This is a genomic window from Pseudomonas trivialis (genome assembly GCF_036864995.1).
Classification (GTDB): Bacteria; Pseudomonadota; Gammaproteobacteria; order Pseudomonadales; family Pseudomonadaceae; genus Aquipseudomonas; species Aquipseudomonas trivialis.
This window is the reverse complement of record NZ_CP142151.1, coordinates 2,240,563-2,253,519: the sequence shown is the minus strand read 5'-3', so window position 1 is coordinate 2,253,519 and position 12,957 is coordinate 2,240,563. Positions and strand designations below refer to the sequence as shown.

Annotated in this window: 11 protein-coding genes and 1 pseudogene; 5 read left to right on the top strand and 7 right to left on the bottom strand. The window is 61.5% G+C overall.

What is annotated here, in order from left to right:
• The first annotated feature begins 107 nt into the window (after window positions 1-107).
• The gene (locus VRB54_RS10010; RefSeq protein ID WP_338480641.1) at window positions 108-461 is read left to right on the top strand and encodes a type II toxin-antitoxin system Phd/YefM family antitoxin; all 354 of its coding nucleotides are present in this window, start codon (window positions 108-110) and stop codon (window positions 459-461) included.
• Window positions 458-836: pseudogene (locus VRB54_RS10005) on the top strand (type II toxin-antitoxin system VapC family toxin). Before VRB54_RS10010 ends, VRB54_RS10005 begins: the two are co-directional and overlap by 4 nt.
• Window positions 837-862: 26 nt before the next feature.
• Here VRB54_RS10005 and VRB54_RS10000 read toward each other — a convergent pair.
• Window positions 863-2,182 (bottom strand): Nramp family divalent metal transporter, encoded by a 1,320-nt coding sequence (locus VRB54_RS10000; RefSeq protein WP_338480640.1) that lies wholly within the window; start codon window positions 2,180-2,182, stop codon window positions 863-865.
• Window positions 2,183-2,220: 38 nt separating this feature from the next.
• Window positions 2,221-3,777: a DUF726 domain-containing protein gene (locus VRB54_RS09995; RefSeq protein WP_338480639.1), complete on the bottom strand. Its 1,557-nt coding sequence runs from the start codon at window positions 3,775-3,777 to the stop codon at window positions 2,221-2,223.
• A gap of 297 nt (window positions 3,778-4,074) precedes the next feature.
• Between VRB54_RS09995 and VRB54_RS09990 the strand changes: the two genes are divergently transcribed.
• Window positions 4,075-5,883, top strand: a complete 1,809-nt coding sequence (locus tag VRB54_RS09990; protein WP_338480638.1) for a monovalent cation:proton antiporter-2 (CPA2) family protein — start codon at window positions 4,075-4,077, stop codon at window positions 5,881-5,883.
• 73 nt (window positions 5,884-5,956) lie between these two features.
• On the top strand, window positions 5,957-6,508 hold the full coding sequence (locus VRB54_RS09985; RefSeq protein ID WP_338480637.1) for a hypothetical protein: 552 nt from the start codon (window positions 5,957-5,959) through the stop codon (window positions 6,506-6,508).
• A gap of 70 nt (window positions 6,509-6,578) precedes the next feature.
• On the opposite strand, the gene VRB54_RS09980 is transcribed toward VRB54_RS09985, so the two are convergent.
• From VRB54_RS09980 to VRB54_RS09970, 3 genes are read right to left on the bottom strand one after another with little or no spacing between them, the layout of a single operon-like run.
• Window positions 6,579-7,298 carry an alpha/beta hydrolase gene (locus VRB54_RS09980; protein ID WP_338480636.1) on the bottom strand — a complete coding sequence of 240 codons (720 nt, stop codon included), beginning with the start codon at window positions 7,296-7,298 and terminating at the stop codon, window positions 6,579-6,581.
• Window positions 7,299-7,309: 11 nt separating this feature from the next.
• Window positions 7,310-8,065, bottom strand: a complete 756-nt coding sequence (gene cobF / locus VRB54_RS09975) for a precorrin-6A synthase (deacetylating) (RefSeq protein ID WP_338480635.1) — start codon at window positions 8,063-8,065, stop codon at window positions 7,310-7,312.
• Window positions 8,066-8,074: 9 nt separating this feature from the next.
• Complete coding sequence (locus VRB54_RS09970) at window positions 8,075-8,665, bottom strand: histidine phosphatase family protein (protein WP_338481083.1); 591 nt, start codon at window positions 8,663-8,665, stop codon at window positions 8,075-8,077.
• A 279-nt stretch (window positions 8,666-8,944) separates the two neighbouring features.
• Between VRB54_RS09970 and VRB54_RS09965 the strand changes: the two genes are divergently transcribed.
• Entirely contained in the window at window positions 8,945-9,613 is a 669-nt protein-coding gene (locus VRB54_RS09965) for a helix-turn-helix transcriptional regulator (protein WP_338480634.1), read from the top strand.
• A gap of 110 nt (window positions 9,614-9,723) precedes the next feature.
• On the opposite strand, the gene VRB54_RS09960 is transcribed toward VRB54_RS09965, so the two are convergent.
• A complete protein-coding gene (locus VRB54_RS09960) occupies window positions 9,724-11,682 on the bottom strand; it encodes a MacB family efflux pump subunit (protein WP_338480632.1) in 1,959 nt (652 codons plus the stop codon).
• Window positions 11,683-11,685: 3 nt separating this feature from the next.
• Complete coding sequence (gene macA, locus VRB54_RS09955) at window positions 11,686-12,837, bottom strand: macrolide transporter subunit MacA (protein ID WP_338480630.1); 1,152 nt, start codon at window positions 12,835-12,837, stop codon at window positions 11,686-11,688.
• Window positions 12,838-12,957: the final 120 nt, after the last annotated feature.

Below are 12,957 nucleotides of genomic sequence, written 5' to 3'. Positions count from 1 at the left end.
AATTTCCTAGTAGGAAAAGTAGTCCGGGTCCGATTTTACGGGCCACTATTTATGACACCCGTCGTCAAGAGGCAGACTCCAGCAACGTCCTTCTTCGGAGAGTTGCCATGAGTTTCCTGTACTACAAAAAAATACGATCTGGCCGATCTGACAGCTGTCTACCCGTCTTTGATAGCTCAGCTGGTTTTGGCTATATTTGGCCAAAACATGGAGAGAACTCTATGGTTACCGTACCGCTGGGCGAAGCAAAGAATAATCTGTCAAAACTGGTTGATGAGGCCGCCGCTGGCAACATCATCACCATCGCCAAGCATGGGCGCGCAATGGCCCAACTCGTTCCGATAACCAAGCCCAAAGGCAAGAGGGTTGGTGCAATGAAGGGGAAACTCGTCATCCCGGACGACTTTGACGCTCCCCTACCGGACGACCTGCTGGATTCGTTTCAGGGCAAGGCGTCATGAGGGTCCTGTTGGACACTCACATCCTGCTTTGGGCACTCAGTGTGCGATCCCAAACTGTCCAGCAAAGCACGAAAGCTCATCGAAAATGCAGCCGACGTTTACATCAGCGCGGCGACATTCTGGGAGATGGCAATCAAGGTAAGCCTGGGAAAGCTCCATGTCGATCTGGACGAAATTCGTGGGTACTGTCTGGAGAGCGGTGTCGTCGAATTAGCCATCACCTCCGAGCATGCCATCGCGGTAAAGGATCTGGAGCATCATCACAAAGACCCTTTTGATCGACTTATCGTTGCAACCTCCATCAGCGAACCGATGAGACTATTGACCACCGATCCGCAGGTTGCTCAGTACACATCGCTGGCGATCCTCGTCTAGATCACCCCGACACTCGGATACTCAGATCAAAACAACCATTGCCCAATCAACCACGCATTCGCCCCGCTGATCACTGCAAACAGGAACCACGCCAGCAACCGCGTGGGCAGGCGATTGACGAACGGGCCCATCAGTTGCTTGTCACCGGTCATGCGAATCAACGGGTACAGCGCAAACGGCAACTGCAGGCTGAGCACCACTTGGCTGAGAATCAGCAGTTTGCCGATGGCATCGTCCCCCATCAGCCACACCCCTAGGAATGCGGGGATCAGCGCCAGGCCGCGAGTGATCAGGCGTCGTTGCCAGCACGGAATACGCAGGTTGAGGTAACCCTCCATGATCACTTGCCCGGCGATGGTGCCGGTGAAGGTGGAGCTTTGCCCGGAGGCCAGCAATGCGATGCCAAACAGGATGCTGGCAAACGCGCCACCCACCAGCGGGTCAAGCAGATGGTAAGCGTCCTGGATTTCCACGACGTCGGTGTGGCCGGTCTTGTGGAAGGCGGCGGCGGCGAGTACCAGGATCGCGGCATTGACCAGCAGGGCCAGCGCCAGGGAGCCGATGGTGTCGATGCGTGCCAGCTTGACCGCGTCCTGCTTGCTGGCCAGGTCCTTGCCGATCATCCGGGTCTGCACGATCGAGCTGTGCAGGTAGAGGTTATGAGGCATGACCGTGGCGCCAAGGATGCCAATGGCCAGGTACAACGGCGCCGCATCGCTGATGGCCGAGAGCGACGGGGTGAACCCGCTCAACACATCCGGCCAGTAGGGTTTGATCAGCACCAGCTCAATGAAGAAACACACGCCGATGGTGGCAACCAGCGCCAGCATGATCGCTTCCAGGCGGCGAAAACCCCGGTTCTGCAGGGCCAGGATCAGCAAGGTATCAAAGGCGGTGATGACGATACCGGTGGTCAACGACACCCCCAGCAGCAGGTGAAATGCCAACGCGCAGCCGAGCACTTCGGCGAGGTCGGTGGCAATGATGGAGATTTCGGCCAAGGCCCATTGGGTGCGGGCTGAACGCTTGCTGTAGCGTTCACGGCACAGTTGCGCCAGGTCCTTGCCGGTGGCGATGCCGAGCCGCGAGCACAGGCACTGCACCGCCATCCCGGCGAGGCTGGCCAGCAACACCACAAACAGCAGGTTGTAGCCATAACGCGAACCGGCCTCGATGGCCGTCGCCCAGTTGCCCGGGTCCATGTAGCCGATGGAGATGAGCAGGCCGGGGCCTGCAAACATCAGCGCGCGCTTGAAAAACGACGCCTTGGGGTCAACGGCAATGGAGCCGGCCACTTCCGGCGGGCAAAAGGGGGCGGTAGCGATTTTTGGCAGGCTGAATTTCACGCGCGATTCCAGGTAAACACACAAGACAGGCACGCAGCTTAGCAGTCAGACACAACCGTGCGCATCACCGTGTCCCGGGGTAGATCGAACGCTTCGACCACCTGCACCACCAGGTCCAGCTCCTGGTTCAAGGCTTCGCGCTCCATGCGCTGGCGAATCACCCCGACCACCAACACCGCGAGGGTGGTGATGGAATACGCAGGGCCTGAGAACGCCCGTACGCCACTCACCAGCAACATCGCCGCCGCAAGCGCCTGGCCCACTACCGGAATCGCCGAGGCAGCGCCGCGGCGCAGCATGAATCCGGTCAGCCCCGCCAGCGCAGTGCCGCTCAAGGCTGTGGTGGCCGAGCGACCGACAGCGAAGCGATTGAACAGGCCCTGCTCCTTTTGCGCCGCGGCCCGCAGTTCGGCGTCGAACCGTTGACGGTCGGCCTGGCTGAGTTTGTCCTTGTACTGCTCGATCAGTTTCTCGGCGACCTGCGCTTCAAGGTCGGCAAGCGCAACACTGGCGATCGGCTCGTCGAATTTGATCCCCAGCCGCCCCGCCACGTCCTGGGCGATCTGGCGATAACTCACGCCATGCCCGCGGGCAACGTTCATGAGGCTGTCGCCGCCCATGCGCTGCAGTTCGATGGCCAGCTTGCGGGGTTCGCGCACCGAGGCGTCAATCGAGGCGCTGCGCTTTTGCGCCATCAGCTCGGCCAAAAATTTCAACTCGTCAGGCCGTGCCTGCACCAGCACAGGGAACAGGTCGACATCCTCCTCGGCAAACCGCACCTCGCTGCTGCGCGGGTCAAAGCGGATCATGCCGCGCCGCTCCTGCAACAGGTCGGTGTACTGCACCACCGTCTTCAACTGGGGCCAATACGCCGCATGGTCGAAGCTGGCCAGGTGCACATTGGTCACCTTGGCCTTGAGCGCAGGCGTGACGGGGATGGCATAGCGGCCGATACAGCGCTCGGTGTCGGGCTTTATCGCCAATGCCCAGTCCTTGCTGGAGTGGCAATTGATGACACGCCCGGTCAACGGCGCCGCCACTTGCTCCCAGGGGCTCGATGTACAGATGGCGCCGCCCATCAGCAGCACATTGTTGAGCGGCAGCTCGCGCGCGGTTTCAGGGCTGGCGAGCAGGCTTTTGACGAGAATGCGCGCGCCCAGGGAATGGCCGATCAGGTTGATGCGGCGCACCGTCAGTGACTCGCCATGCAGGTAATTGGCCAGCTCCGGCAGCAAGCTTTTGGCCACCTCATCCACCCGCGTCTCGACGCTTTTGTAGTGGTCGAGAAAGTACGCAATCGCCTTGCCCAGCCCCACGGTTGCCGCGCCCAGGCCGCCACCGCCGAGCATCGAGGCGATCACGTCCTTGAACGGTGCAAACAGGTTTTCCAGAAAATGCCCGGCCGGCCAGAACAGCATCAGGTTGGTCGAGCCTTCGATACCTGCCAACTGCTGCTTGAAGTTACCCAGCTGTTGCTGGTTGAAGAATGCCGAGTAACCGTGGACATAGAGATTGAGCACATCGCCCTGAGGCTCGCCACACAATACGAACGTGGGTTTGCGGGTGCGGTGCATTTCATCCCACTGGTGCTGCATGGGGCGGTGACTCCTGGCGACGATGGAAGGCGATGGTAACAAAGGGCAGCCAGGGGCAATGTGAAAAAAGCATGGATCCTGGGCACGGGACACTTTCAATGTGGGAGGGGGCTTGCTCCCGATAGCAATGCGTCAGCCACATAGGTGTCGACTGGCACTCAGCCATCGGGAGCAAGCCCCCTCCCACATTAGATGTTCGGCGCGCCCACGCACGCGCGGCAAAAATACAATTCTCAGTCGGCAAAAAGCGCTCTAATAGCGCCCTGTTGACTGGTTTTGAAGATTCTGGAGTTCGCAATGCCCCATGAAGGCAACCTGTTACAAGCAGCCGTGGTGTTTCTGCTCGCCGCCGTGCTCACCGTGCCGTTGGCCAAGCGCCTGCAACTGGGCGCGGTGCTCGGCTATCTGTTCGCCGGGGTAATCATTGGTCCGTCTGTACTGGGCCTGGTGCGTAACCCGCAAAGTGTGGCGCAGTTCTCCGAACTGGGCGTGGTGCTGCTGCTGTTCATCATCGGCCTGGAGCTGTCGCCCAAGCGTTTATGGGTGATGCGCAAGGCGGTGTTCGGCGTCGGCCTGGCGCAGGTGCTGCTTACCGGCCTAGTGATGGGCGCGGTGGCGCTGTGGCTGTTCGGCCAGCCATGGAACAGCGCGATTGTGCTGGGCCTGGGTCTGGCGCTGTCGTCCACGGCGTTCGGCCTGCAAAGCCTGGCCGAGCGCAAGGAACTCAACCAGCCCCACGGGCGCATGGCCTTTGCGATCCTGTTGTTCCAGGACATCGCCGCCATCCCACTGATCGCGATGGTGCCTTTGCTGGCCGGCGGCAGCCACCCCACCACCGAGTCCGAAGGACTGCAGCATGGCCTGCAGGTGCTGGGCAGTATCGCCGTGGTGATCATCGGCGGGCGTTACCTCTTGCGCCCGGTGTTTCGCATCGTGGCCAAAACCGGCCTGCGCGAAGTATCCACCGCCACCGCGCTGCTGGTGGTGATCGGCACGGCCTGGTTGATGGAACTGGTCGGCGTGTCCATGGCTCTGGGCGCCTTCCTCGCCGGCCTGCTGCTGGCAGACTCCGAGTACCGTCACGAACTGGAGTCCCAGATCGAACCGTTCAAGGGCCTTCTGCTCGGGCTGTTCTTTATCAGCGTGGGCATGGGTGCCAACCTCAGCCTGTTGCTCAGTTCGCCGCTGGTGGTCATCGGCCTGACCCTGCTGTTGATCGGTCTCAAGCTGCCGATCCTGTATGCCGTGGGCCGCATGGCCGGTGACCTCAATCGCGAAAGCGCCCTGCGCCTGGGCGTGGTACTGGCGGCCGGCGGTGAGTTTGCCTTCGTGGTGTTCAAGATCGGCCGCGACCAGGGCCTGTTCGAACCGCAGCTGTACGACATTCTGGTGCTGACCATCACCCTGTCCATGGCCATCACGCCGCTGTTGCTGCTGATCTGCCCGAAGCTGTTCAAGCGCAAGACCAGGCCAGTGGAAGTGCCCGAGGAATACCGCGCCATCGAAGGCGACGCGCCACGCGTGGTGATCGCCGGCATGGGCCGCATGGGGCAGATCGTCGCGCGTATTCTGCGCGCGCAGAACATTTCTTTCATCGCCCTCGACACCTCGGTGGAAACCATCGAGCTGACCCGCAGCTTCGGCGGCATGCCGGTGTTCTACGGCGATCCGCAGCGCCCGGAAATCCTGCACGCGGCCAAGGTCGACCAGGCGGAATTCTTCGTGATCGCCATGGACGACCCGGAAATCAACATCAAAACCGCCGAACTGGTGCGCAACCTCTACCCGCACATGAAGATCATCGCCCGCGCACGTAACCGCCAGCACGTGCACCGCCTGGTGGACCTCGACGCCTCGCCGATTCGCGAGACCTTCTACTCCAGCCTCGAAATGAGCCGCCGTACCCTGGTCGGCCTGGGGTTGAGCCAGGCCCAGGCCGATGCGCGCATCAGCCGCTTCAGGAACCACGACCTGCAAGTGCTCGCCGCCCAGCATGCGGTATACGACGACGCGGCCAAGGTAATGCAGACCGCCCAGGAAGCCCGCACCGAACTGGCGCGGCTGTTTGAGATGGATCGGCTTGAGGAAGAGTCCGACAAGGTGTGAGGCCGGGGAGGAACGATCTTGCAAATTTTCTGACAGAATAAGGCGCAATTTCGTTTTATCACCGGAGTGCTTCATGGCCACTTTCACCAAGACCGCCGTCCTGCTTGCCCTCGCACTGACCGCCGGCAGCGTGTTCGCTGCCGCCAAGCCAAGCACACAGACCATCTCCACCCTGGGCGGCAAGTTCACCTTCACCCTGCCCAGGGCCTACGTCTCCGATACCCTGCCGGCCGGCAAGGCCGAGGATGGCACCGGCGACACCCAGGGCACCCTGTACGCCAATCAGAGCACGAAAAGTGTGGTGATCGTCGCCGAAACCGTGCGCAAGGACGGGGTAAAGATCGAGGACAACGACCCCAAGTTCCTTGACGGCGCCGTCGCCGGTTTCGTCAAGGACCAGAGCGCTGCCCTGCCCGACTTCAAGAAACAGAGCGAGAAAAAACTCAACTTCAAGGGCCTGGGCATGCGTCAGGTCGACAGCACCGCCACCCAGGGCGGCGGCAAGACCTTGAACTCCACGTTCCTCGGCGGCTCCGGCAACCAGTTGCTGGTGATCCAGGCCATTTCGCGGGCCGATGATGTGAAGGGGCACGCCGAACTGGTGAAACAGATCACCGGCAAATAACCCACTTCCATAACCAACACAAAAACCCTTGTGGGAGGGGCCTTGCTCCCCTCCCTCATTGCAACCGTGCTCACTTCAGATTCGATTCAAGCCAGGCCTTCAGGTCCTGCACTTCCGCTTCGCTGATCGTGTGGTTCATGCCTTCATACGCATGAAACTGCGGCTTCAACCCCAACCCCACCAGCACCTCGTTCGCCCGCGTCGCCGACGCATACGGCAGCGCCTGATCCAATGTGCCATGGCCGATAAAGATCGCCAGCCTGCCCAGCGCGTCATCGGGCTTGAGCTCAGCCTTGAGTACCGGCAGCACGCTACCGCTCAGCGCCGCGATGCCCCTCAGCAGCTCAGGCTTACGCAAACCCACCTCATAGGACATGATCGCGCCCTGGCTGAACCCCACCAGGAACACGCGATCACTCTGGGTGTGGTACTTGGCCGTGGCCTTGCGCACAAAGTCTTCGATCAGCGCGGCGCTGCGCTGCAGGTCGGCGGTCTCGCCGTTGTAGTCACGCTCGCCGGTGGTCTTGGTGAACCAGCGATAGCCATGGGGGTCCACCGGCGTTGGCGCGCGGGCGGACAGGTAGGTCCAGGTGGAAGGCAACGCGTCCTTGATCCCGAACAGATCCTCCTCGTCGCTGCCGAACCCGTGCAGGAAGATCACCAACGGCTGGTTGCGCGCATCGCCCTGGGTCTGCTCCAGGTAGGACAACGGCAAATCGGTGTGCAGGTTCGAGTCGGCGTGGGCGGCAGCGGCCACCAGGGTCAGTGCCAGGGCAAACAGTTTGAGCATGGGAAATCACCTCAGGGTTTGCGCAACAGATAAGTGTCCATGATCCAGCCATTTTCCAGGCGCGCAGCCTTGCGCACCCGTTCGATTTCTTCAGCCACTTCACTGACCTTGCCGCTGATCAGGATTTCATCCGGCGTGCCCAGGTAGGCCCCCCAATAAATATCAAAGCCCTGATCAGCCACGCTGCGGTAGGAGTCTTCGGCATCGAGCATCACCACCAGCGTATCCGCATCACTGACCTGCCCCGCCGCCAAACGCCGGCCGGTGGTGATTTCGACGGATTTGCCGATGCGGTTCAACGCCACTTTATGTTGCGCGGCCAAGGCCTGCACGCTGGTGATGCCGGGGATCACTTCGAACTCGAATTCGCACTGCCCTGCGGCCAGAATCGCCTGCAGGATGCGAATGGTGCTGTCGTACAGCGCCGGGTCGCCCCACGCCAGAAACGCACCAACTTCGCCGTCGGCCATTTGCTCATTGATCAGGCGTTCGAAAGTGGCTTGCTTGTCGCGGTTAAGCACCTGCACCGCCGTGGTGTAGTCGATCTCACCGCGCACGCGCTCGGGACAATCGGCCTCGACGAAGCGGTAGCCGGGCTCGGTGATGTAGGTTTCGCAGATCTCGCGGCGCAGGTCGATCAGCTTGTCCTTGCTCTGGCCCTTGTCCATCAGGAAGAACACGTCGGTGCGGTTCAGCGCCTTCACGGCCTGCATCGTGATGTAGTCAGGGTTGCCGGCGCCAATGCCGATGATCAGGATGCGTTTCATGGGGTGCTCTCAGTGCGGGGCATGGATGTTGCCATGTTCGGACGGCCAGGGGTGAGTGTCCAGCCGCAGGCGCCACACGCCGGTAAAGCGCAGCTCGATGCAGGACAGTGGCGCGACATCGATCCGGTAGATCATCTCGACCGGCATGCGCAGCACCTGCAGCATCACGGCGCGGATCACGAACGGATGGGTCACGGCCAGCACATGACCGGGTTGGGTTTGCAGTTGCTTGAGCCACTGCGCGATCCGCTCGCACAACGCATCCACGGATTCGCCACCATGGGGCGCACCGGCGCTGTCGGCGAGCCAGGCCCTCACCGCGTGAGTGTCGAGCTGGTCAATCGCCTGGCCTTTCCAGCGGCCCATGTCGAGATCGCGCAGGGCGTTTTCCAGCGTGGCCTCGTTACCGAACAGGCTGGCGGTCTGACGGGTTCGCAGCTCGGGGCCGCACACCAGTTGCGGGGGTTTGCTGAAGCGACCAGCCAGGGATAACGCGTCACTCTGCCAATCCATTACCACCGAGTCGTCATCGGCAAATCGCGCGTATTTCTGCGCGGGGGTGGCGGCGTGGCAGACAAGGGTCAACCGGGTGGGTTGCATCGCGGGTTCACTCTGGGTTGGCATGCAGTCCGCCCTCGAACGGCGAAGTTGTATTCATATGTTACAACAAACTATGAAAAAGGCCGCTGGACGCTGGGCCAACACCCCGCAGCGTGCGGCCTTTGGCCGTTTTTTTCAAATTGGATCCCCTTCCTGTGGCGAGGCTGTACTAGCATAGGTGCTGGCGGGATGGACTATCACTGTGGGTTATTCGTATTGGCACCTGAACCCCGTCGCTGCAAGGCCGAATACCCGCACCTGACACTCATGGACGATTGGATGAACGCTCAGCTTTTTCCTCATATAGGCAAAGTCATTGCCAGCACCGGGAGCCGACATTTCCCGCGCATGCTGCACGACCTGATCCTCACCCAACTGGCGGTGGACGCTACCCATATCACCCAATTGCGAGTCAGCCCCGAGGGGCATACGCGGCGCAAGATCAGCCCGGTCTACACCGATTCGATGGCAACGCTGGGCGAGGAACAGCCCGCAGCGCAACTGCACCTGACTCGGCGCAAGGATGACGTGCGCTACATCCTCTCGGTCTACCGTTCGCACCAGTCCGAAAGCTTTTCGCCGCAGGAACGCAACATGCTGCAGGAGTTTTCCACGCTGTTGCTGCCCATGGTGGAAAAACACATCACGGCGATCCAGCCGTCCAGCGACAGCGAACCGGTGGCGGCGACACATCAGGGCATCGAAACCCTGCGCCAGCGCATCGAGGAGCGCCTGGTGCAATCGGGGCTGACCCTGTCCACTCGCGAGCTGGAAGTGTGTGTCGGCCTGCTGGCCGGGAAAACCGCGCCGGAGCTGGCCGAACAACTGGCGTTGAAGGTCAACACCATCGAAAGCTACCTCAAGCGCGCGTCGATCAAACTGGGCATCAGCGGGCGGCATTCGCTGTTGCGGTGGATGTATGCCACCGAGAACAACAGCGGTCTTTAAGCCAACATCCAGCAAATTGTGGGAGGGGGCTTGCTCCCGATTGCAGCGTGTCAGCCACTGCATGTGCGACTGAAATACCGCGATCGGGAGCAAGCCCCCTCCCACATTTGTCAATCTCTGGCCAACGCCTCAATCGGATCCAGCCGCGCCGCATTCCTTGCCGGCACAAACCCGAACACAATGCCGATCAGCGTGGAACAGGCAAACGCGGTGACCACTGAGCCCACCGAAAACACCATCTCCCACTCTTTCACAAACAGCGAAAACAGGTAGCCGATGGCGTAGGACAGCGAAATCCCAATGATCCCGCCGATCAGACACACCATCACCGCCTCCACCAGAAACTGCTGGCGAATATCCGACTGCCGTGCGCCCACCGCCATGCGAATGCCGATCTCGCGGGTCCGCTCGGTGACCGACACCAGCATGATATTCATCACGCCGATTCCGCCCACCAGCAACGAAATCACTGCGATCAGCGACAGCAGCAAGGCCAGGGAGCGGCTGGTGTTCTGCACGGTCTGCATGATGCTGTCGAGGTTATTGGTGAAGAAATCCTTGGTGCCGTGGCGTTGCAGCATCAGCTTGTTGACGTTGTCCTCCACCACTTTGCTCGGCTGACCGTCCTTGATACGCACGGTAATGCTGTCCAGATGACGCTGACCCAGCACGCGCCCCGCCGCCGTCTCGTAAGGCACCCACACGTTCAGCGACTTGCTGGCGGCGAACATGTTTTTATTGTCGGCCGTCACCCCGATCACCGTGCACGGCAGGTTGCCCACCAGAATCACCTGGCCGAGCGGGTCGACATGCGCGCCAAACAGGCGCTGGCGGGTGTTGTGGTCGATCACCACCACCTGGGCCTGGCGCCGCGCATCGTTTTCGCTGAAGGCAATACCGGCTTCGAGCTTCAGGCCCTTGACCTTGAAGTAGCGCTCGCTCACCCCGTTGACCTGCGCATCCAGGTCGATATTGCCAAAGCGCAGCAGCAGGTTGCGGCCCACCACCGGCGTGGCGCTGTCGACGTAATACAGCTGGTTCAACGCATCCACATCCGAGGGCATCAGCGTCTCGATGGCCGAAGCGCGGCTGTCGCCGAAACTGGTGCCGGAAAAGATATCGATGGTATTGCTGCCGATGGCCTGGATGTCCTTGAGCACGTAGCGCTTGGCCCCTTCGCCGATGGCCGAGATCGACACCACCGAGGTGATGCCGATGACGATGCCGAGCATGGTCAGCAGCGTGCGCATGCGGTGCGACACCAGCGCGACCCAGGCCATGTTGAACGCCTCCTTGAACAACCCCAGGCTCGCCACCAGCCGCCGCGCACCACTGCGTCGCGACTCGATGGGCGTTTCGCCGGGCAGCTCGAGGCCGACACTGGCATTGGCCTTGTCGCTGACGATCTCGCCATCGCACACCTCGACGATGCGCTGGGCATTGGCCGCCACCTTGGGGTCATGGGTGACGATGATCACCGTATGCCCGGCGGCGTGCAGCTCGGCGAGGATGCGCATCACCTCCTTGCCGCTGTGGGTGTCCAGTGCCCCGGTGGGCTCGTCGGCAAGGATCACTTCGCCGCCGTTCATCAAGGCCCGGGCGATACTCACCCGTTGCTGCTGACCGCCGGACAACTGACTGGGCCGGTGGCTGGTGTGCCCGGCCAGGCCCAGCCGCGTCAGCAGTTCGCGGGCGCGGCTGTGGCGCTGAGTCTCGGGGGTGCCGGCGTAGATCGCCGGCATTTCCACGTTGTGCAACGCGCTCAGGTGCGCCAGCAAGTGGTAACGCTGGAAGATAAACCCGAAGTAATCGCGGCGCAGCTCGGCCAACTGCTCATCGCCCAGGGAGCGGGTCTCGATGCCGTTGATTTTGTAGCTGCCGGCGGTGGCGTAATCCAGGCCGCCGAGGATGTTCATCAAGGTGGACTTGCCCGAGCCAGAGGCACCGATGATCGCAACCATCTCCCCCGCCTGGATCGTCAGGTCGATGCCCTTGAGCGCAATGAACTCACGCTCGCCGGCCATAAAACTGCGGGTGATGCCCTTGAGCTCCAACAGTGGCTGGGTCATGGCTCAGTTCCCCGCCACGGCAGGCGTGGCGTCGCCGATCACCACCTTGTCGCCCTCGACCAGGCCGTCGAGGATCTGCACCTTGACGTTGTTGTTGATGCCGGTCTTCACGTTGCGCGCCAGCACCTTGCCCTTGGCATCCAGCACTCGCAGCGTATAGCTGCCATCGTTGTTGCGCGCGCCCAGCGCCGCTACCGGCACCATCAGCGCACCCTGGGCGGTGTCGAGCACGATGCGCACCTGGGCAGTCATGGCGATGCGCAGGCGATGGTCGGGGTTGGGCACGTCGAACAGCGCGTTATAGAACACCGCGGTGTTCTGCTTGGGCGTACCGGCGCTCTGGGTCTCGAGGAAGTTCTGCGGCGCCGGCTCCGTGCCGCGCAGCTTGGCGTAATAGCGCTTGTCGGCCTCGCCGAGAATGGTGAAATACACCTGCTGGCCGGGGCTGATATGAATCACATCCGCCTCGGACACCTGGGCCTTGACGGTCATGGTGTCCAGGTCCGCCAGCTTGAGCAGTACCGGCGCCAGCTGGTTGGCGATCACCGTCTGACCTTCCTGGGTGACGATGCCCACCACATCGCCGTCGATGGGCGCATTGATGCGGGTGTAGGTCAGGTTGACCTTGGCGGTGTCGATCTGGATATGCGCGCTCTTGATCTGCGCATCCAGCGACAGCAGGTTGGCCTGCTGCACCTGGTAGGTTGACTCGGCGTCTTCGAAGTCCTGACGGGACACTGACTCGTCGATCTGCAGGCCCTTGTAGCGCTCGTACACCGACTTGGCCTGCTTGAGCTGCGCCGCCGTGGCGCGGCGCTGGGCCTGCAGGTTTTCTTCGTCGACCTGGGCCTTGCGCAGAGTGTTCTGCAGGATCAGGGGGTCGATTTCGGCGAGCCATTGGCCCTTTTTTACCTTGTCGCCGACTTTGACCTTGAGTGATTTCAACTGGCCGGAGACCTGGGCGCCGACGTCGACTTGTTTGATGCCTTCGAGCAGGCCGGTGGCCAGGACGGCGTTTTCGATGTCGCCGCGTTCGGCGGTGGCTGTCAGGTATTGGGGGGTGTCGGCGGGGGCCTGTATGGCGTAGATGATCAGGCCGATGGCGATGGCCAACAGGGTGAATAAGCCGATTTTGCGGAATTTAGACGTTTGCATAAATGCCCATAAAAGATGATGAGGTTTTTGGGGGTATATCCGTTGCTGCGGTAACGGCTGCTTAGGGTTCCGCCCTTACGGCGGGTCACTTTGGAAAAGCCGGAATGCCGGCCCAGCCCA

Excerpts from the sequence above, each read along its gene's own strand:
- VRB54_RS09970 (WP_338481083.1), bottom strand. The coding sequence starts at position 8,665 with ATGCAACCCACCCGGTTGACCCTTGTCTGCCACGCCGCCACCCCCGCG.
- VRB54_RS09980 (WP_338480636.1), bottom strand. The coding sequence starts at position 7,298 with ATGCTCAAACTGTTTGCCCTGGCACTGACCCTGGTGGCCGCTGCCGCC.
- VRB54_RS09995 (WP_338480639.1), bottom strand. The coding sequence starts at position 3,777 with ATGCAGCACCAGTGGGATGAAATGCACCGCACCCGCAAACCCACGTTC.
- cobF (WP_338480635.1), bottom strand. The coding sequence starts at position 8,065 with ATGAAACGCATCCTGATCATCGGCATTGGCGCCGGCAACCCTGACTAC.
- VRB54_RS09990 (WP_338480638.1), top strand. The coding sequence starts at position 4,075 with ATGCCCCATGAAGGCAACCTGTTACAAGCAGCCGTGGTGTTTCTGCTC.
- VRB54_RS09965 (WP_338480634.1), top strand. The coding sequence starts at position 8,945 with ATGAACGCTCAGCTTTTTCCTCATATAGGCAAAGTCATTGCCAGCACC.
- macA (WP_338480630.1), bottom strand. The coding sequence starts at position 12,837 with ATGCAAACGTCTAAATTCCGCAAAATCGGCTTATTCACCCTGTTGGCC.
- VRB54_RS09960 (WP_338480632.1), bottom strand. The coding sequence starts at position 11,682 with ATGACCCAGCCACTGTTGGAGCTCAAGGGCATCACCCGCAGTTTTATG.
- VRB54_RS09985 (WP_338480637.1), top strand. The coding sequence starts at position 5,957 with ATGGCCACTTTCACCAAGACCGCCGTCCTGCTTGCCCTCGCACTGACC.
- VRB54_RS10010 (WP_338480641.1), top strand. The coding sequence starts at position 108 with ATGAGTTTCCTGTACTACAAAAAAATACGATCTGGCCGATCTGACAGC.